Genomic DNA, 21,024 nt, shown 5'->3' with positions numbered 1-21,024 from the left:
CTATTATACTATGTTATTCTTTAAAATAAATTGATTTTTGTCGCATTTCATAAATACTACACGAAAATATTCCAACTTTTGTTAAATAATACTCACATAACATTTTAAATAATATTATTAACACTTTTATATTAATCTTATTGTGAAAATAAAAATTAGTATGAAAATTACTATTAAAAACTTTAACTAATTCAATTGGAAAAAGATAATCTCTTGGTAATAAACAATTTTTACAAAGATATCCTTCCTCAAGAAAACTAATTGTTTTAATGTGTTGTTTGCTAGCACAGCGTTTACACATTGTAAAGTTTCATTCTAATCCATATCATTTTAAAGTACGAAACATAAAAGCAATTACAATACTTAAATTATCTTCTCATGCAACTAAATTATCTAATGTTGTTGTTAATAATTCGTACAATGCATTATCGGGCTGACGGTCAGCCACCGCTTGTTCAACAATTTCACAAATTAATGTTGCTAATAAATAATCATCATAATTTTGCGCTAATTTAATTCTTGTTCTTAATAAATTTCCTGTTTTTAATTTACTTAACTTATTATTATGATATGATAAAAATATTTCAAACTCACTTGTTGCTAAGAATTGTACTGCATACTGATTTTTTGATGTAATTTTTTGTACTCCAGGGGCAAAAAAAAGCTAATTTGCCTAATTCTTTTGACAAAATCGTTACAATGGCACTATTATCATCATAAGGTTGTTTATTCAACACTATTCCTGTTAATTTTTGGGCCATTTTAATAACTTTCTTTGTTATATCCTAAACGAGCAATCATTGAAGGCTTATCCCGTCATTTATCAACTACTTTAACAAATAATTCTAAAAATATTTTTGTTCCTAAAATTTGTTCTAATTCTAAGCGTGCTTGCGTTCCAATTTTTTTAATTAGGCGCCCTTGTTTTCCAATAATAATTCCTTTTTGTGAATCACGTTCAACACAAATTGAAGCCATAATTTTTAATAGTTGTGGTTGATCTTCAATTTTATCAATTTGAATCGCAACACTATGGGGAATCTCATCTTCTGTTAATAACAAAATTTTTTCTCGAATAATTTCACGAATTAAAAACTTTTCGGGTTGGTCAGTTAGCATATCATCGGGATAATATTGTGGTCCTACTTCTAAATGTGTTTTTAATAAAATTAATAATATTTCAAGATTTTTATGTTTAACTGCTGAAACTGGAATGACTGCAGTAAACTGATGGATTTTTTCTCATTCAGCAATTTTTACCATTAAATCACCTTTGGAAACTAAATCAATTTTTGTGACAACTAAAAAAATTGGAATTGCTCGCTCTTGTAGTGCTTTGATAATATAACGATCATTATCACCAATTCGTTCATTTGCCGGGGCTAAAAATAAAATAACATCAGCTGCTTTGGTTGCTGATAACGCAACTTTGTTCATAAATTTTCCCATTTCATGATGAGCTTTATGAATGCCTGGTGTATCCATAAACACAATTTGTGATTCTTGATCATTATAAATACCTTGAATCCGGTTACGCGTTGTTTGTGCCTTTGCCGTTACAATTGCTACTTTATTATTTAAAATTGTATTCAATAATGTTGATTTTCCAACATTTGGTCGACCCACAATTGCAACAAAGCCTGATTTAATTGCCATTTTCCTCACCTCTTAATTATTCTATTTATAAAGGAAAATACCTTAAAAAATTATCTTATTTAAAACTCAAAAGCAATTTGATCATCTAACGATAAATCTTTTAAAATTCCAAGTTCTTCAAATGATTCTAAATGAGCCTTTGTAATATTTGTTCGTTTTTGTAAATCAGCAACTGATAAAAATGGTTTTTCATAACGAGCATTAATAATACTATCACCAACAGCACCTCCCAAGCCATCAATTGCCGAAAATGGTGGTAAAATAATTTTTTCATTATTTTCAGTTGTAATAACCGTAAAATTTTTATTGCGACTTGTTTTTAAATCAATATTACTCATTTTAATTCCTCGGGCATACATTTCTAATGCTATTTCATAAACTGGTATTAAATCTTTTTCTTTTTGAGTTGGTTTATTCGGTGCATTAAAATCTTTATTATCCAACCGAGTTTGAATATCTCTTAATACTTGTTTGATTGTTTCTGCTCCTTTTAAAATTGTTTTAATGTCAAAAACATCTGTTCGAGTTGAAAAAAATGTTGCATAATATTCAACTGGGTAATTAATTTTATATCATGCCACCCGTCATGCCATTAAAACATAGGCTGTTGCATGTGCTTTTGGGAACATATACTTAATTTTATTACATGAATCAATATATCATTGTTCAACATTATTATCCCGCATTAATTGCTCATGTTCAGCTGTTAAACCTTTTCCCTTACGAACATCTTCCATAATCTTAAAAGCACTTTGAGCAGGTAACCCTTTATAAATTAAATTAACCATAATATCATCACGACACCCAATTACTTCTGAGATACTAATATTTTGATTTCGAATTAATTCTTGGGCATTACCAATTCAAACATCTGTTCCATGTGATAATCCTGAAATTTGAACTAAATCTGCAAATGAAGTAGGTTTTGTATCTAATAGCATCTTACGAACAAAAAAAGTACCAAATTCAGGAATGCCAATTGCGCCAGTTTTTTCACCATTAATATCTTCTGGTTTAATGTTTAAAACATCTAAACTTCGAAAAAGACTTAAAACCGCTTCATCATTTGTTGGAATTGTTTTTGGATCCACTCCCGTTAAATCTTGTAGCATTCGCAAAGCAGTTGGATCAACGTGACCTAAAATATCTAACTTTAAAACATTATCATGAATTGCGTGGAAATCAAAATGAGTAGTTAACCAATTTGATTTTATATCATCAGCAGGAAAATTAACTGGTGTAAACGCTTCAACTTCATATTCATTTGGAATAACAACAATTCCACCTGGATGCTGGCCAGTTGTTCGTTTAACCCCTTCACAACCCTTAGCAATTCGTTCTAATTCTGCGCGGCGTTTTAAATGTAAAATATTTTTACTTTCAAAATAACCTTTCACATAACCATATGCAGTTTTTTCTGCCACTGTGGAAATTGTTCCCGCACGATAAACACTACGCTCGCCAAACATTTCTTTGGTAAAATCATGCGCAATTGGTTGATATTCTCCTGAAAAGTTCAAATCAATATCAGGAACTTTATCCGCTTCAAACCCTAAAAATGTTTCAAATGGAATATGATGTCCTTCCCCCTTTAATGGTTTTTGACACTTTGGACAAGTACGAGCTGATAAATCATATCCACACTTAACGGATCCATCAACAATAAATTCACTATAACTACAATAAGAACATAAATAATGTGGTTGTAATGGATTTACTTCGGTAATATTACTCATTGTTGCAACAAAACTACTACCAACGCTTCCCCGCGACCCAACTAAATAACCATCTTGTAATGATTTATCAACTAATTTATGCGCAATTCAGTAAATAACAGCAAAACCATGTTTAATAATAGCATTTAATTCTCGTTCTAAACGTGAAGCAACAATTTCTGGCAATGGATTACCATAAATTTTATAAGCATTTTGATAACATAATTCTTTTAATAATTGGTCACTACCCTCAATCTTAGGCGTATATAATTTATCTTTAATAATTTCAACTTTTTCAATTTGGTCAGAAATTAAATTTGGATTTGTTACTACAATTTCATAAATTAATTCATCATCATTTAAAAACTTAAATTGGTTCATCATTTCCATTGTTGTTCTTAAAAACTGATCAGGATTATCCGTTACTCGTTGCTTATAGTCATATAAAGGATGTGGTCGGCCCCCAATTCTTTTTGCATTAATATAAACTTCACGAAAAATTTTATCTTCTGGATTAAGATAATGAACATCACCAGTAGCAACAACTAATTTATTTAATTCTTTTGCTGTAAAAACAATATCTTTGATTACCGTTAATAGTCGTTCTTCTGACAAATCACCCATTTGGACTAAATGTTTATATACACTTGGAGGTTGAACTTCAATATAATCATAAAACTTAATTGTTTCTCGTAATTCCAATAAATTTTTATTTCGTGCCACTTCAAAAACATCACCGTTAACACACGATGACCCAATTAATAAATTACTACGATGTTGTTCAATTACACTTCGTAATAATTTTGGTGATGAGTAAAAATATTTAGTATGTGCAGAAGTTATTAATTTAAATAATTCCAATAAGCCCACCTGATTTTTTGCTAAAATTGTGATATGTTTTGGTCGCAATTTTTTGTAAACAGCCGGGTCATGAATATTCTCAATGTCATTATCAAACTCAATACCATAATTATTAATCATTTTCCGTAGTTGATGTTCATAAATGTCAGTTAAAACAATTGCATCATAATCACCACGGTGAGCAACTTCTTCATTATAAATAACACTATAACAACGAGCAATTGTTCCCAAGCGATAATTTTTCAAATGTGGTTCTAAAATCCGTGATAATTGTAAAGTATCAATTACTGTATTATTAATTTCTGAGCGCCCAGCTTTTTTTAACCATGATTGAATAAAGCCAAGGTCAAACTCAGCATTATGCGCAATTAAAATTGCATCCTTAAAATATTCTAAAATTTGGTCAATTAATTCAATAAAAGTTGGTTTATCAGCTAATAATTCATCAGTAATTCCTGTTAATTCGGTTGTAAATGATGATAACTTAACTGATGGTTTGAACAGATGATTAATTGTTTGGCGTTCACCACTAATACCATCCATGATAACCGCTCCAAACTCAATAATTTCATCATAACCACTACTTAAGCCAGTTGTTTCTAAGTCAAAAATAACATATTTTGCAGTTCGTAAATTATGGTGATGAGGGTTTTTAACATATGATACTTTATCATCTAAAACATCTGCTTCAACACCATAAATAACTTTAATATCGGGATATTTCTTATTAAGATTATAAATTTCCGGATAAGCTTGAACATTTAAATGGTCAGTAAAAGCAATTGCTTTATGATTCCAATGCTGTAATGTTTTAAAAAGCATTGCAAGATCTGTTACTCCATCCATAACACTCATTTTAGTATGCAAATGTAACTCTATGCGTTTCTCAGGCGCATTATCTTCACGATACAAGTCTTCGCGATCTAAACGAGAAATTTTTTTAATAAAAAACATTTGTTCATTTGCATAAGTATCATACCGAATATCACCAAAAAGACTAACTCATTCATTAGTTTTTAATTCTTCAATAAAATCATCTGGTTGTTCTGTTCGAGTAAAAAACTTTGCACCAATTGTATCACTATAATCAGTAACTGTTATTACATAAATAAATTTTTTTGTTGAAATTAATTGCCGTTCTTTACTCAAAATTTTTCCATAAATTGTAACATTGGGAACATCTTGGTCAATATCAATTAATCGTTCATAACTTGCTTCTCCAATTTTTGCTCTATGATAACTATTCGGTTCTCTTCGAACAGAATTACCCCTATTTGTTGGCTTTGAAATTAACTGTTCTGTTTTTTGCGCTGTTTCTTGATATTTAATTAATTCTTGTTCGTTAATTTCTAAAATATTATTTTCCCGTAAATCAATCACTAGAACTAATTGTAAATCACTAAAACCATAACGACGAAGTTTTTTTTGATAATAATTAAAATGCTCACCTACTAATTTTTGTTCACTTTCTGAATGAACAGTAATTTTTAAAATATTATCAGTTAAAGCGAATCGCTCTGGGGATAATTTACTAAAAAAACTATTTTTTAATTCCGATTTATTTAACCGAATATATTCTAAATAACTAAAAATAGTTGCTAATTCATATTGTTCTTTTCGAACCCGTAAAGAAATCTTTGTGGGTAATGTTTGATTTTCTAATAAAGTTTGTTCTAATTTTAGTAAAACTTCTGGCGGTAAAAAATCATTAATTTCAATAACAACACGAAAAAAACCTTCACTAGTACTATATTCTGCTTTAATGACTTTAGCATCATCAAAATAATTTCCGGTAAATTCTAAATTATTTGCTGTAAATAGTTTTATCAATTGTTGGTCCATCATCTAATCCTCACCTAGCTTTTCTGCTTAAAAAAAGACATCTTTAATTGTTATTCCAATAAATAATAAAATAAACAATATTGCTCCCGTCACATTAATGATAATCTTTGTTTTATGTGGTAACTGTCATTTTTGGTCTTTTGCTTGATATTCTTCTAATAATATTTTTTGTTGCGATGGATCATAAGGTTTTTTTCAAATTCTTATACGACCATTTAGACGTTTCACTACACCAACAATTCCTTCAATTGATGTTTCAAAAAACTTATAACCATCTAATGGTGGAATTGGAATTAAGTTTAAAACAAATAAATTAGCGGATAACATTGCCACATACATAAAGAAAAGTACTGGCCCTTCTGTTAACATTGAAGAAACTGTTTTAGCAATTCCAACTGGACCAGATAATTGCCCTCATTGGCCAGTAAATAATAACCCAAATGATTTTAAAATTGTTACTGATTGTCTAAAGGTTTCTCCCCAACCATATCCATATGCTTGCGCAGTTGAAGCAAACTGACGATCAGGAGATCTAATTCCAACTGTATAAGTATTGTTTGTTTTTGTTAATTCAACTGCTTCCGTATAAAATAAATGACCATCTGCATCAATTGTAACTTTTTGTTTACTATTTACACGAGCAAAACCAATAATAATATAATTAATTTTTTTATCGTTATCACTATTATCATATTGTTGTTTTAAATTTTTAATAAAATTAGAAACTGTTGTTAAATAAGTTGGAATCTTATCTACTGTTCCCAAGTGACTTGCTAAAATATGATTCTGGTTATTATCAGGTTTATCCTGCTCTTGATCACGATAATATTCTTGTGCTACTTTAATTTTTTCTTTGCTAGGTCCTAATCAATAATCTAAAATCACAATATCTTGGGCAACATTTTGACCACTAGTTGCAAAAGCAGCATATGCTGCACCATTCGAATCATATTTACCTCCTCAATATGTCATATCAGATGGTTTATAACTTAATGCTGCAAAAGTTGTGGTAAAAATAAAAACAGCAATAAAAAAATTCATTAAAGCTCCTGCTACAATAAAAATTAATCGTTTTCATTTTGCAATATTTTCCATTTTTCGTTCTTCAGGAACATGTTCCTCTTCACGTCCCTTTGGTGGATCAACTAATTGACTGGCAATATAGACATACCCTCCAAAAGGAAAAATTCGGATTGAGTAACGGGTTTCTTTTTTCCCTCAAGAAAAAATTTTGGGACCAAAACCAATTGCAAATTCATAAACATAAGCTCCCGCTAATTTCGCAATAATAAAATGTGCAAATTCATGAATTGTAACCAACATTAATAAAATTATAACCCCAATTACAAAACCTAAAACTACCATTCCTGCTGACATTTATTTCTTAACTCCTTACTTTTTTTATTTGGAACAACATTATTTTTCTGAAAAATAATTAATAATATCTCTTTTAATGATATCATTTAATTCTTTGATTTCACGATAATTAACTAATTTTTGTGGCTTAATTTGGTCCATAAAATATTCAATATAATCCACAATTTGATAAAAATTAATTTTTCCGACTACAAAAAGAGAACGTAATTCTTCGTTTGCTGCATTAAAAGCAATTGCTAATGAATTATTTTCATTCAAACAACGATAGGCTAACTGTAGTGCTTTTCAACGTGATAAATCAGCTTTTTGAAATGTTAAAGTTATTAATTCCTCAAAATTTAATGGTTTTAAGAAAGAACTATTCTTTCGAGTTGGATAATATAAAAAATAATTTAAAACTTGTAACATTGAAGGCTTTGATAATTGGCCAATAATTGAATAATCTGCATATTGTACTGCAGAATGTAAAATAGCTTGTGGATGTAAAACAACAGTAATTTTCGAAGTTTTAAATAAATGATAAGCTTCAATAATTTCCAATCCTTTGTTTACCATTGTTGAAGAATCAATGGTAATATTTTGTCCCATCTTTCAAGTTGGATGTTGTAATGCTTGTTGCTCATCAATCGTTTTTAAATCAGTTAATGTTTTATTAGCAAACATCCCTCCCGAAGCTGTTAAAATAATTTCTGAACACGGATTGGTTTGCTCTAAACATTGAAAAATAGCACAATGTTCAGAATCAATTGGATATAATTGATTATTATTTTTTGTTAATAAACTGTTAATTAAATCCCCTGCCACTACTAATGATTCTTTATTTGCTAATAATAAAGTACGATTTTTTCCATATAAAGTTTGTAATGTTGGGTATAATCCTGCAAAACCACTAATTGCATTTAAAACTAAAGCTGTAGGAAAAGCAGCTAACATTGCATTAATTCCCGTTTCTCCGGTTACAAAAGTTATATTTGGATATTGTGCTGTTAAAATAGCTTGGGTTTCATCACCAAGATGAACAATCCTGATTGTGGTATGCTTTTCTAAAATATTAATTAGAGTTGGAACATTATGATAAATACTAACAGCTGTAATTTGAAAATCATTTGGATTTGATTCAATAATTTGTAACGCTTGTTGACCAATATTCCCAGAAGCGCCAAAAATAATAATATTTTGCATAAATTATCGTTGTAATACTATATTGGAAATGATAAACATTACAAAAAAGACTAATGAAAATGAATCCAAACGATCTAAAACACCACCATGCCCAGGTAATAAATTGCTAAAATCTTTAATATTATAACGACGTTTAATTCAAGAAAATGATAAATCACCCAATTGTGATAAAATACTTAATACAAATGCTAATAAAATATAAATCACATAACGCATGACATTTTTATCATTATCATTTGAAAAAAAGTTAAAAACCCAATGGTTACTAGTTGCAAAATGAAACATTAAAATTGCATAAGTAATTGCAATTCCTGCTGCTAAGATTGTTCCTGTCACAGCTCCTTCTCATGTTTTGTTTGGAGATATTGTTGGCGCTAATTTATGCTTTCCATAAGTAACACCTCCAACAAAAGCAAAAGTATCAGTTAAAATAATAATTAATGCTAATCAAACTACGCTACTTCAACCATAGGCAGGATTTAACATAAATTTATTCATTGCTTTTAAAGCAAAAGTTAAATATAAGGTAAAAATTAAAACTAATGTTATTTTACCAAAAGTAATTTCTTTTGAACTAAATACTAAACAATAATATCCTAAAATAGCACATAAATAAATAACAAAGATAATTCAAGGTTTTAATCAATTTCAATTTAATAACGTATAAAACGGATAATTAATTGCTCCAATTCCACCATATTCATTTGCAATTGATTCAGCTGGAAACAAAAATAAAAAAATTATTAATAAATATGTAATAATTTGGGTATAAATTGGTCACTTTGTTCGCCCAACTAATCGCAAAATTTCATAGTTAACTAAGCCTAAAATAACAGCATTAATTCCAATAAAAACATAATTAACAATTTCAATATGTGGAACATTATTATGCCATTCTGTTGCGATTGCTCCTGTGAATAAATATAAACTTAAAAAAACTAATAACGAATAAAATGTAATATGACGAGCAACATATTTTTTTTGAAACATTCCTTTATGTTCCTTATTTTTTGATACGTTATTTGTTAAATTGTGCTCTTCTGTCGATGTTTCATTTTCATTCACAAGAACATTATCTTCCTGATTGTTCATCACTTTCAATTCCTCCAAATCTTCTATTTCTATTATTATAATCTAATATTGCTGCAGTTAAAGCATTTTCATCAAATTCTGGTCAAAATGCTTTGGTAAAATATAATTCAGCATAACGATTTTGCAATAATAAAAAATTACTTAAACGTTGTTCACCACCACATCGAATCATTAAATCAACATCAGGTAAATCTGCAGTATATAAATGTTGAAATAATGTTTTTTCATCAATGCTTGTTAATTTTTTAACTAGCATTTGATTAATTGCTGTTAATAATTCTTCAATCGCTCCATAGTCAAAAGCAAATGTTAACACCATTCCATTATTATCTTTTGTTTGTAAAATAGCATTATTAATTGCTGCTAATGTTTTTGGTGGCATTTTTGTACGGCGACCAATATGATTTAAAACAATATTCTCATTCTTAAAATTATTAACTTGTTTATTATTTAATAATCGTTCTGGCATTGCCATTAAATAAGTAACTTCTTGTGCATTTCGTTTTCAATTTTCAGTTGAAAAACAATAAATAGTTAAATACTTAACACCAAGAGCATTTGCTTTTAGTGCTACATCTTTAATTCGTTTTGCTCCTTCTTCATGTCCAACTGTTCGTTCTAACCCTTGCTTAGTTGCCCAACGACCATTACCATCTAAAATAATTGCAATATGTTGTGGTATTTTCATTTATTATGCCCTTCTTCCCCGTTTTATTAATTATACCGAGACTCATAAAAAAATGAAAGTTTTAAACTTCCATTAGTTCTTTTTCTTTTAAGGTTGCCTTTTCATCAATTTTTTTAATAAATTGGTCAGTCAATTTTTGTACTTCCCCTTCATAGTATTTTTTATCATCTTCAGTTAAATCAGAATCTTTTTTAAGATGTTCATTACTATCTCGTCGCTCATTACGAATTGCTACTTTAAACTGTTCACTTTCTTTTCACATTTCCTTAACCAGCATTTTACGACGTTCTTCAGTTAGCGGAGGAATGTTTAACCGAATTAAATCCGCTTCTGAGCTTGGTGTTAAACCTAAATCTGCTTTATTAATCGCTGTTAGAATTAAATTAATAATTGAACGATCATATGGCTTAATAACTAATTGTCGTGCTTCTGGCACCATAATATTAGCCAATTGTTGAATTGGCGTTAGCGTTCCATAATAATCAATCATAATATGTGATAACATATTTGGGTTTGCACGACCACTACGAATTTTAATTAATTCTTTTTCAAATGAAACGATTACTTTTTCCATCTTTTCTTTTGTTTGGTTAATAACTTCTTGTGACATTTATTTTTTTCCTCCTGTAACAATCGTTGAACGAGCATTACCATGTACTGCCTTATAAATATTATCTGGTTCATTAATATCAAAAACAACGATTTTAACATCATCTTCCATTGCTAAACTAGATGCTGTTAAATCCATTACTTTTAATTGTTTTTTTTGTAATTCATTTAAACTAATATTATCGAAGCGAACTGCATCGGCATTGTGGCGAGGATCTTTATCATAAATCCCATCAACCCCATTTTTTGCCATTAGCATAACATCGGCATCAATTTCAATTGCTCTAATTGTTGCTGCTGTATCAGTTGTAAACTTTGGTTGACCAGTTCCCCCAGCCATAATAACAATTGCCCCTTTTTCTAAAGCAGCTTTTGCTTTTTTAAATAAATATGGTGAAGCAACTTCAGGAACTTGAATTTTTGAAGTTACGACAACATTTTGACTACCTTCATTCTTTAATACAGCTTCTAATGCTAAGGCATTCATTACCGTTGCTAGCATCCCCATATAATCTGCACTAATTGGATTCATTTTGATTGTATCAGCACGATTACCGCGTCAAATATTACCACCACCAACAACAATAGCAATTTGTAATCCTTCTTTTTGTAATTTAACAATTTGTTTTGCAATATCATAAATTTTTTTCTCATCATATAAATTATCAGAATTGCCCAATGCTTCACCAGATAATTTTAGTAAAACTCGCTTATATTGTAATGCCATTATAACTTTTCCTCTTTTTTTCTATTTTATTCTAATACATTATAAATTGTTTTAACAAATAATCAAAATAAAATTACAAATTAGTGAAGAAATTTAATTTATCTTTCAAATAAAACTAATTAATATTAAGTTAAACTTGGCAAATAAGATGTTAAAAACTCATGTCAAAATTCTCATGTTTTTGTTTTTAAAGCATCATTTGTTAAAAGTCAATATACAAACCCTTCGGCAAAAAATTCAAAATTATCTTTAAATGAAAATTTACTAAGATGAAATAATTGAAAAATCTTTTCTTTTGTTAAACTTTGTTGCTGCTGAAAGTTATTAATTTTTTTTAATAAAAATTTTTTTAGTTGTTCAATCACATTAACTTTATAATCTAATTTATAACAATAATGCAGTAAATGCCCTAACTCATGACATAGAGTATAAAAAATACTTTGTTGTGAAATTCCACCTTCAACTCAATTACGATTTCATATCTCTTCATAATTACAATTTACTACATCATTTGCAATTTCAATTTGACGATTGTTTGAATCTGTATAGGCCTTTGTTTTTAAAAGTTGTCCATCTTTAATAATAACAGAACTTAAAACTTTATTAATTTCTTGTTTTGTTCAAAGAAAAGCACAAATATTATAAAATAATGTAATAATTTCTTTTAATTTATTTTGATAAGTTGCACAATAATGATTAATAAATTGTTGTCAAGAACGACGAACCGGTTCATCTAAAAATGCCAATAATTTATCATAAGAAATAAATGTTTTTTGATCATAAAATGGCAAATTATACTAATTTGCCGGACTTAAAAAAGCATTTGTTAAATTTTGTTCAAGTTTTGTTGCAATATTAATACTAATTCATAATCCCCGATAACCCCGATTTTGTACTCAAGTTTTATTTGGAACATATTGATGATTTAAATCAATGTGATTAGCAATTAATTTATCGAGAGTATAAATAAAGAATCACTGACCCCCGATAAAACAAAAAATCACTTGAAACAAGTGTTGCCGAAGAAGAACTAATCTTATCTTTAATTTTTATTTTATTAATATTCAAATTCGGAAATTGTTGCTTTAGTTTTTCTTTAATATGAATTTTTTTGGAACATGTAAACCATTAGTTTTAAGGGTTTTTAAATTAGGATTAGTAACAATTGTCCCTAACTCAAGTGGTCTTGGACTTAAATAACCAAGATATAAGACATATAGAATAAAACTGACAAAAACCGTTACCATTAAAACTAATGTTGAATTAATCATTCACCATTTTTTGTTATTTTCTTTCATATGTTTTTCCTTTTCTAAATATTTTAATAATTTATAGTATTCAATTTTGTATAGTCATTTTATCATTTAGAAATAATTTTGTTAAAACAACACTATTTTTTTGTTACAAAATAAAAACTGTTTAAAAAACAGTTTTCTTAAAATAGATTAATTAAAACCCATTCCGCTTAAACCACCCATACCAGGAATATTTGGCATACGCCCTGATTTAATTTGCCGAGCAATTTCATCAACTTGTTTTTTTGTTTTCTCAAATTGATTAATTAACTCATTATATTCTTTTTCAGTTCGTCCTGAGCCTTTTAAAATGCGATTTTTTCGTGATAAATGTTTTAATAACCGTGGTTCACGGCGTTCTTTCACTGTCATTGATGATAACAATACCTCAGTTATTTTTAATTTTCGTTCAGCATCAGCAATCTTTTCATCACTTAGTTTTGGCATTCCAGGTAACAATTTCATAATTCCGCCCATTTTACCGATTTTTGAAATTTGACGCATTTGGTTTAATAAATCTTGCAAATCAAACTGTCCCATCATCATTCGATTCATTGTTTTTTTGATATCACGTTCATCTAACACATCTTTTGCTTTTTCAACTAAGGTTTGAACATCTCCCATTCCTAAAATTCGATCAGCCATTCGATCAGGATAAAAGATTTGTAAATTACTCATTCCTTCTCCGGTTCCGATAAAAGTAATTGGTAATTTTGTCAAATGTGTAATTGACAAAGCAGCCCCACCACGAGCATCACCATCTAATTTTGTAACAACTACTCCTGTTAATTTTAATAACTGATTAAATTCAGTTGCAACATTAATAATGTCTTGCCCTGTCATTCCATCAACAACTAGAAGAATTTCATCTGGGGTAATATTATTTTTAATTTCTTTTAATTCTTGCATTAACTCAGCATCAATGTGTAAACGTCCAGCTGTATCAATTAAGATAACATCATTTTTATTATCTTTTGCATAAGTAATTGCTTGTTGCGCAGTTGTTATTGGGTTTTGCGTTCCGCGTTCAAAAACTTCAATATTTAAATTTTTCCCAATTGTTTTTAATTGTTCAATCGCTGCTGGTCGATAAATATCACAAGCAACTAATAACGGTTTTTTGTGATATTTCTTTTCAACTAACTTAGCAATTTTCCCCGTTGTGGTTGTTTTACCACTTCCTTGTAAACCAACCATCATTATAATTGTTGGTTTTGAAGCAAACGATAATTCTTTGGCTGTTTTTCCAAATATATTAACTAATTCTTCATGCACAATTTTTACCATCATTTGTGTTGAATTTAATCCATCAAGAATATATTCACCACGAGCTTTAGTTTCAACAGCTTTAATAAAATCTTTAACTACTTCATTATTCACATCCGCCTCTAATAATGCTAATCGAATTTCACGCATTGTTTCAGTAATGGCATCAGTTGTTAAAGTTGATTTTTTCATATTTTTTTCAATTGATTTTTTTAATCGATTCGCTAAAAAATCTCCAATCATATTTTTTTCTCCTTTAATTTTTATAACAAAATCACTCTTATTAATTATACTAAAACTAGCATAAAAAAGAATAAAAATTTTATTCTTTAAATAACAGTTTCAGTGACTCGTAATTCACGGATAACGGTAATAACAATATCACCAGGAATTGTTTTTGCTTGTTTAATTTTTTCCTTAATATCAAGAGCAATTTTATGAGTACGAGCATCGTCATTAATAATTGGATTAACAATAACTCGAATTTGTCGTCCTGCTTGTAAAACATAAGCTGATTGGACACCATGTACTGTTTGACAAATTTTTTCTAGCTCATTCATTCGAGCAATATAATTTTCAACAGTATTATTACGGCTACCTGGGCGAGCAGCTGATAAAGTATCAGCTGCTGATACTAAAACAGAATAAGGATTAGTTACTGGTACTTCACCATGATGCGAAGCAATTGCATTAATAATAATTGGATGTTCATTACATTTTGTTGCAATTTGGATACCTAAGGTAACATGACTTCCTTCATTTTCAAAATCAACTGCTTTTCCAATATCATGTAATAGCCCTGCTCTCATTGCAATTGCTGGATCTAACCCCAGTTCACTAGCCATAATTGCTGCTAATTTTGCTACTTCTACAGAATGTAACAAGACATTTTGACCATAACTAGTTCGATATTTTAAAATTCCTAAGTGACGAATTAATTCAATATCTAAATTATCAATTGCTAATTCAGTTGCAATTTCTTTTCCTGCTTCAAGAATTGTCATTTCAATTTCTTCTTGTTCTAATTTAATTGTTTCTTCAATCCGATTTGGTTGAATTCGACCATCAAGTAATAATTTTTCTAAAGTTTTTTTTGCAATTTCCCGACGAATTGGATTAAAAGATGAAATTTGGACAACATTAGGTGTATCATCAATAATTAAATCAACCCCTGCAGCTATTTCAAATGTACGAATATTACGACCATCTTTCCCAATAATTCGTCCTTTCATATTATCATCTTCTAAATAAATTGAAGTTGTTGTTTTTTCTGCCACAACTTTTGCTGCATAACGTTCAATTGCAGTAGTAATAATGTTAATGGCTGTTTGTTTGGCATTAATTTTTGCAGTATTTTCATCATTTCGTAAAAATTCACCAATTTCCTTTTGATACCGATCACTTATTTTTTTAAAAAGAACATCCTTTGCTTCTTCAAGTGAATATCCGGCAACTTTTTCAAGTTGATGAAGATTCCGTTCTACCATTTCTTGATAATAGTTAATCTTTCCTTGCAATTCTTCTTTCTTGCGAAACACTTCTTGCTCTTTGCCATTTAATACTTCTTCTCTCTCAACAATTAAACGTTCTCTATCTACTAAAAATTTTTCGGTCGCTAAAAATTCTTCACGTTTGCGAGTTAATTCATCTTTCATTTCTTGTCTAATTTGTGCTGCTTCAACGCGTCCATCTGCTTTAGCAGCGTTAATAATTTTTTTTGCTTTTTCTTCAGCTTGTTTAATTTTTAATTTTGTTTTTTTGATTAATTTAAATCTTAAATATTTTTCAAATAAATATCCAAGAAAGTAAGAACCTATTGTAACAGCAATAATGATAATTACTCATATGTGTGTTTGCATAATTATTTCTCCTTTACTTAAAAAATTAAGTAAGAAGTATTAATTGTAAATATATAAGTGGAATACTAGCAATGAAATCATTGCCACATATTATTATACTCTCTTTTAGAAAAATTTTCGCGTAATATTTTAATTTTATAAGAATATTTTTTCATTTTAATCCTATATTTTAATATTTTTTTATTATTTTATCACCTTTTGACTTAATTTTAATCAATTTTAACTTCATAATTATATTAATTTTAATCAATTTAAAGTGCTTTTATTGAATATGTCTATTTTACTTAACATATTCATATTGCACTTATTTTTTAGTATGGAATAATAACTAATTCGTTAATTTTATTTTGTAATTCTGTTTGTTCTTTCTCTAAATTATTTTTTGTTTGCTCAAATTTTTCAATTTTTAGTGTTAAAGATTCTAATTGTTTGTTTGTTTTTAGTGTTAAAGATTCTAATTGTTTGTTTGAATGTGCACCAGAAATTGTTAACATACTTAATAAACTTAAAATTTTTTTCATTTTAAATTCACCCATCTTTCTGTCTTAGTTTAACTAAGATAGCATTATTTTATATTAGAAAATTAGAAAATAATTTTTTTCTATATAAAATATACCAATATTTAATTAATAAGATTTGTTGCACTTGCATTTACAATTTACAAATTTAAAAAATGTTTTTTCTTAAAAAGAAAAAACATTTTTTATGCATGGGGGCTAAAAGGGTCAATAACTGTTAAAGTATCTGGTTCTTCTTTTGTTCCCATTTTTCGATCAATTTCATAATAATTATTGTTTGACATTTTAATTCATTCAATAATGTCTTTTACTTCAGCTAATTCTTCATAAAAGTCAATAATAAATCAATCATAAAATTTATAAGTAACTAAATCACCAACGGTATTGGCATATTGTGCTAATTTATTTGTTAATTCAGCAAAATATGCCCGTTTTGTTTGATAGGTTTCCATTAATTCAATAATATTTTTAATAACTTTATATTCTTCAGCAATATTTTTAATTTGATAATGACCATCACGGTCTAAAACAAAATTCATAATTCGACGTTGATGTAAAACTTCATCTTGTGCTTGAACTTGGAAATAATGGCTAAAACCAGGAAACCCTAATTTATCAGCGGCTGAACTCAAATTATAGCAAAAGAATTGCATTTTAATGTGTTCATCAATATAATGTTGTAAATCTTTTTCAATATCTTTTGTTAACATAACTTCTTCTCTCTCTTTCTATTCTTATTGTACACTCTTAAAAGTTAATTATTTTCATTTTAATTTAAAATAAATCTTTTTATTAAAGTAATAAAATTGATTTTCTTTAAATTGGAATTTTGATATTTCAATTTTTTTAGCTTTTGGATTAATTTTTAATTCATCAAAAGCAATTAAATCATTAAAATCAAGATTAAAAATTGTTGTTTTTTGTTCATTAATATGAGGATAAAATTGATGCCAACTTGTTTTAATTTCACTTGTCTTTTCAGAAGTATGAATAATATCATTTAATAATAATCCCAATTGTTTTTTTGTTAAGGTAAAATAACTATTATTATCAGGTTTTGATAATTCTAATGTTGTTTGTTGTAAAATTTTACTTAAATTAAATTTAAAAGTTTGATTAACAACTAATTCATCAATAAATTTATTCTTTGCTGTTGCTAATGCAACTATTTTAAAACTATAATTAATAACTTCATCTTTACTTCCTTCGTGTTCACTTGTTTTAACATATTTTAATTCAAAATATTTTTCAAAAGGTTCAACTTGATATCCTAAGAATTCCATTACTTTTATTTTAATGACTGTTAGTAGTTTATCAATGTAATTGTCTTCGCCAATAACAATATTATTATTTAAATATTTCTCAAATTTTCATGTTTGCAAGCTATGAAAATCAACATATTCTTTTTCATACATAAATCCATTCTTACGGAATTTTTTAGGTGCTCCTCATTGGGCATAAATTGCTAATCCTAAACCAAACAGAGCAATTAAAATTAAGACCGTATAATCTAGAGTGCGATGATTTTTAATAAATAAACTTGTGTCATCATCACGTTGTGTTTCTAAAATAAAACGAATTAAATTTCATAAAAAGAAATAAAAACCAGTATGAACCCCACTGCGTGTAATTGCATAACGCCCTGGATTATTTAATTTTGTTAATGCAGCACTACTATCATTATGTCATCATTTTTTAATTTTATTTGTAAAACCAGATTCTTCCTTTAAACTATCCGCTTGTTCATTTCTTTTAACCATTTCATCTAATTGTTTTTGGTTTGGTATATAGTTAAAATATGCTTTATCTCAAACTTCTTTTCAAGTCAGTTTATCGGGTTTAATATATTTTCGATTAAAAAAATGAATAAAATTATACTTTAAATCAAAAGGATATTCTTTTGCATCTTTTTTTCATGGCTTTTTACTAAATAATTGCCCAGCAACAGGAATAAAAAAAGTAATAAATAATCATGCTAAGAAATTAAAGAATGATTCATATAAAAAGATTGGTTGGCGAAACACAATTTCACCAAGTTTATTTGTTTCTGGTGATAAACCATCCCACTGTCATAAATTATCACGAATAAAAGCTGGTAATCAGCGTAATGAATCATAGGAAGTAACACTTCCTAATAATTCATGATTAAAAAAATTACCTCAACGACCTAATACTTGTCCTAATAAAATATTTGGAATAATGCAATCAGTATAAACTCAAAGTGAAACTTTTGCTTTTCGACCAACAATGCCAAAAACAATTAAACCAGTAATTGTTCCAAATAAAACACCACCATGAATACTCATTCCAGCTTTTCAAAACGCAAATAAAGATCAAAATGGAACATCACCTGGTTCTAATACTCAAGTATGATTAACATCATTATTAAATTTTCCAAAAAAACTAGCTCCAAATAATGAAAATGGAATAATAGCAAAAATTGATCAAATTAATGGTTCAATTGGAACTTTTTTTAATTTTAGTCGAATAAAACATGCTAAAACTGAGCAAATCATTCCTAATGTAATAAAAACAGCATACATATGAATTCACCCACCATATGTTGCTAAAATATTATGTGGCGTATTAGTTGGTGTAATTCATCCTGGATTTGGTGGTCCACTTGTTAATAGTAACCTGTTCATTTATTTTTTTCACTCCTTAAGTGTTTTTAATTTCTAAATTATAAAACAATGCATAATTATTATATACCAAGTTCAAACAAAAAAGTCCATTTATTTTTAGGACTTAATTGTAATCTTAATTTTTTTAAACTATAATTTATTTAAAACAATATTACTTTTAGAAAGCGATGTAAAATAACAAATGACTAGCACTGCGTTATCAGAACCAGCAATTAATAAAATTAAGGCACTTCATCAAGAACACATACAAAATCATTATCGAAAAATTACTAGTTTTTGGTGTAAATCAATTATTAAATCAATTATTATTGATGTTATTTTCAGTTCATTAATCTTATTTTTTACTACTGCTTTAATTATTGGCATTATTCTTACCTTTATTGCTAATAATTATGACCCTGCACTCACATTTTATTTAATATATTTACCTTTACCACTGTTAGTAATAACAATTATTCTTTATATGTTGATTAAAGCTGGTGCTATTAGTATTAGTCTTTTCCTTAATCAATTAGATTATAATGAATATTACCGAATTGCAATTGCTGATCTTTGAAAAGATGAAGTTATTTTAGATGAAATAAGTAATAATTTTAAAATTATCCCAGAACTAAATTTCACTAGTTTTAGTAAAAATCCGAAAAAAAATAATTTATTGTAACAAAGTTTAATTCAAGTTAGTAGTTTAGAAGAAAAATTGATAACAAAGTTATTAACGGCACAATAAAAAATAACGCCTTTTCGTTAGGCGTTATTAGGGGTTCGTAAAACAATGGTTTTTTTAAAAACATTAATTTTTTGTCTTTTTATTGGTTTAATTGTTTTAGTTTCTCTTTCTAATAATAAATCAAAAGACCAAAAAACATCAAATAGTATTGCAAATGGAATTAATATAACATATTTATTATTATGAATTAAAATGAAACGCTCTGAAAACTACTTTTTCTTTACAGCTACTTTATCAAAAAAATATTGAAATTGCAGCCAATATTGTGCCACATCAAGGCAAATTTAAAAAATTTATTTTAAATAATAAAAAAATTGAATTAGAAGGAACAGAATTTCCTAATCTTTTTGATACTAATACAACAGACCCTGTAAAATTACGTAAAATTTTAACCCCAAAAGCAATGGCTAATCTAATTGATAATAGTAACAAATATCAAGAAGTTTTATCGATGTCATTTGTTAACAATAAATTTACTCTTTTATTAGATAAATATTTCTATAGTAAAAATGTAGAAACCACACACATTTTGTATTTTTGGTTTTTACAGTTTTGGAAAGTAAATTTTTTTAATATTTTTAACTAAAGAGTTGAAATTATGCAAACAAAGCAATATTTTATTTTGCGGTCCCGAGTGAAAAAGTATGGTAAAGATAATGTTTCCCGAGTGAAAAAGTAGATTGCAAAAGATATTGAAATTAAAAAGTAAAAGAATAAATTATTCCGCGTAATTTATTAGCGGATAATTTATTCAGTAGTGTTTTTAATGGAGCGAAGCGACAACGAGCGGAGCGAGTTTGCAAATTTCAATTTTTTAGTTTTTAGAAAGGAGATGTATTATGCCAACTTGATTAACGACAATATTTAGTGTTGTTATTGTATTAGCAATTTTTCTTTATTTTGTTGTTATTGTATTAGCAATTTTTCTTTATTTTGGTTTATCAATTTATCAAAAAATTAAACAA

21 protein-coding genes and 1 pseudogene are annotated in these 21,024 nt (G+C 27.8%); 4 read left to right on the top strand and 18 right to left on the bottom strand.

The features are described from left to right. Positions 1–13: 13 nt before the first annotated feature. The 18 genes from recO to C6B38_RS00470 all read right to left on the bottom strand — a co-directional run bounded on the left by recO (position 14) and on the right by C6B38_RS00470 (position 19,332). Positions 14–604 (bottom strand): DNA repair protein RecO, encoded by a 591-nt coding sequence (recO, locus tag C6B38_RS00540; RefSeq protein ID WP_233485455.1) that lies wholly within the window; start codon positions 602–604, stop codon positions 14–16. Then, positions 564–761 carry a recombination protein O N-terminal domain-containing protein gene (locus tag C6B38_RS10865; protein ID WP_233485446.1) on the bottom strand — a complete coding sequence of 66 codons (198 nt, stop codon included), beginning with the start codon at positions 759–761 and terminating at the stop codon, positions 564–566. The genes recO and C6B38_RS10865 overlap by 41 nt, the downstream gene beginning before the upstream one ends. A 1-nt stretch (position 762) precedes the next feature. After that, entirely contained in the window at positions 763–1,656 is an 894-nt protein-coding gene (gene era / locus C6B38_RS00535; RefSeq protein WP_105298249.1) for a GTPase Era, read from the bottom strand. A 59-nt stretch (positions 1,657–1,715) separates the two neighbouring features. Then, positions 1,716–6,074: a PolC-type DNA polymerase III gene (locus C6B38_RS00530; RefSeq protein ID WP_105298248.1), complete on the bottom strand. Its 4,359-nt coding sequence runs from the start codon at positions 6,072–6,074 to the stop codon at positions 1,716–1,718. 27 nt (positions 6,075–6,101) lie between these two features. After that, a complete protein-coding gene (rseP, locus tag C6B38_RS00525) occupies positions 6,102–7,451 on the bottom strand; it encodes an RIP metalloprotease RseP (RefSeq protein WP_105298247.1) in 1,350 nt (449 codons plus the stop codon). Positions 7,452–7,490: 39 nt separating this feature from the next. Beyond that, a complete protein-coding gene (dxr, locus tag C6B38_RS00520; protein ID WP_105298246.1) occupies positions 7,491–8,633 on the bottom strand; it encodes a 1-deoxy-D-xylulose-5-phosphate reductoisomerase in 1,143 nt (380 codons plus the stop codon). Positions 8,634–8,636: 3 nt separating this feature from the next. Next, positions 8,637–9,725, bottom strand: a complete 1,089-nt coding sequence (locus C6B38_RS00515; protein WP_105298245.1) for a phosphatidate cytidylyltransferase — start codon at positions 9,723–9,725, stop codon at positions 8,637–8,639. Further along, a complete protein-coding gene (uppS, locus tag C6B38_RS00510) occupies positions 9,706–10,413 on the bottom strand; it encodes a polyprenyl diphosphate synthase (RefSeq protein ID WP_105298244.1) in 708 nt (235 codons plus the stop codon). Before uppS ends, C6B38_RS00515 begins: the two co-directional genes overlap by 20 nt. Positions 10,414–10,474: 61 nt before the next feature. After that, positions 10,475–11,023 (bottom strand): ribosome recycling factor, encoded by a 549-nt coding sequence (frr, locus tag C6B38_RS00505; RefSeq protein WP_105298243.1) that lies wholly within the window; start codon positions 11,021–11,023, stop codon positions 10,475–10,477. Then, positions 11,024–11,749: a UMP kinase gene (gene pyrH, locus C6B38_RS00500; RefSeq protein WP_105298242.1), complete on the bottom strand. Its 726-nt coding sequence runs from the start codon at positions 11,747–11,749 to the stop codon at positions 11,024–11,026. Between the two features lie 125 nt (positions 11,750–11,874). Next, positions 11,875–12,540, bottom strand: coding sequence for a hypothetical protein (locus C6B38_RS10860; RefSeq protein ID WP_233485444.1), 666 nt, complete (start codon positions 12,538–12,540; stop codon positions 11,875–11,877). Between the two features lie 6 nt (positions 12,541–12,546). Beyond that, a complete protein-coding gene (locus tag C6B38_RS10855; RefSeq protein WP_233485443.1) occupies positions 12,547–12,753 on the bottom strand; it encodes a hypothetical protein in 207 nt (68 codons plus the stop codon). 81 nt (positions 12,754–12,834) lie between these two features. Continuing rightward, positions 12,835–13,047 (bottom strand): hypothetical protein, encoded by a 213-nt coding sequence (locus tag C6B38_RS10850; RefSeq protein WP_233485442.1) that lies wholly within the window; start codon positions 13,045–13,047, stop codon positions 12,835–12,837. Positions 13,048–13,194: 147 nt separating this feature from the next. Then, positions 13,195–14,553, bottom strand: coding sequence for a signal recognition particle protein (gene ffh, locus C6B38_RS00490; protein ID WP_105298241.1), 1,359 nt, complete (start codon positions 14,551–14,553; stop codon positions 13,195–13,197). An 86-nt stretch (positions 14,554–14,639) separates the two neighbouring features. Beyond that, positions 14,640–16,169: a ribonuclease Y gene (gene rny / locus C6B38_RS00485; RefSeq protein ID WP_105298240.1), complete on the bottom strand. Its 1,530-nt coding sequence runs from the start codon at positions 16,167–16,169 to the stop codon at positions 14,640–14,642. A gap of 311 nt (positions 16,170–16,480) precedes the next feature. Then, the gene (locus C6B38_RS00480) at positions 16,481–16,690 is read right to left on the bottom strand and encodes a hypothetical protein (RefSeq protein ID WP_105298239.1); all 210 of its coding nucleotides are present in this window, start codon (positions 16,688–16,690) and stop codon (positions 16,481–16,483) included. Positions 16,691–16,872: 182 nt separating this feature from the next. After that, entirely contained in the window at positions 16,873–17,397 is a 525-nt protein-coding gene (locus C6B38_RS00475; RefSeq protein ID WP_105298238.1) for a ferritin, read from the bottom strand. Positions 17,398–17,445: 48 nt separating this feature from the next. Beyond that, complete coding sequence (locus tag C6B38_RS00470) at positions 17,446–19,332, bottom strand: prolipoprotein diacylglyceryl transferase family protein (RefSeq protein WP_105298237.1); 1,887 nt, start codon at positions 19,330–19,332, stop codon at positions 17,446–17,448. Between the two features lie 181 nt (positions 19,333–19,513). Here C6B38_RS00470 and C6B38_RS10845 point away from each other — a divergent pair, with 181 nt between their 5' ends. The 4 genes and pseudogenes from C6B38_RS10845 to C6B38_RS12255 all read left to right on the top strand — a co-directional run. Further along, positions 19,514–19,993 (top strand): hypothetical protein, encoded by a 480-nt coding sequence (locus C6B38_RS10845; protein ID WP_233485441.1) that lies wholly within the window; start codon positions 19,514–19,516, stop codon positions 19,991–19,993. A 111-nt stretch (positions 19,994–20,104) separates the two neighbouring features. Next, a complete protein-coding gene (locus tag C6B38_RS10840) occupies positions 20,105–20,347 on the top strand; it encodes a hypothetical protein (protein ID WP_233485440.1) in 243 nt (80 codons plus the stop codon). Continuing rightward, positions 20,325–20,645, top strand: a complete 321-nt coding sequence (locus tag C6B38_RS10835) for a DUF3137 domain-containing protein (RefSeq protein ID WP_233485439.1) — start codon at positions 20,325–20,327, stop codon at positions 20,643–20,645. Before C6B38_RS10840 ends, C6B38_RS10835 begins: the two co-directional genes overlap by 23 nt. 253 nt (positions 20,646–20,898) lie before the next feature. Then, positions 20,899–21,024 (top strand): annotated as a pseudogene (locus C6B38_RS12255) (hypothetical protein); the annotation flags it as partial.

The sequence above is a fragment of the Spiroplasma sp. ChiS genome, assembly GCF_002968355.1.
In the GTDB taxonomy this organism is placed as follows: Bacteria; Bacillota_I; Bacilli_A; order Mycoplasmatales; family Mycoplasmataceae; genus Spiroplasma; species Spiroplasma citri.
Note: the sequence above shows the minus strand (reverse complement) of the source record. Positions and strands in the feature narration are given on the sequence as shown.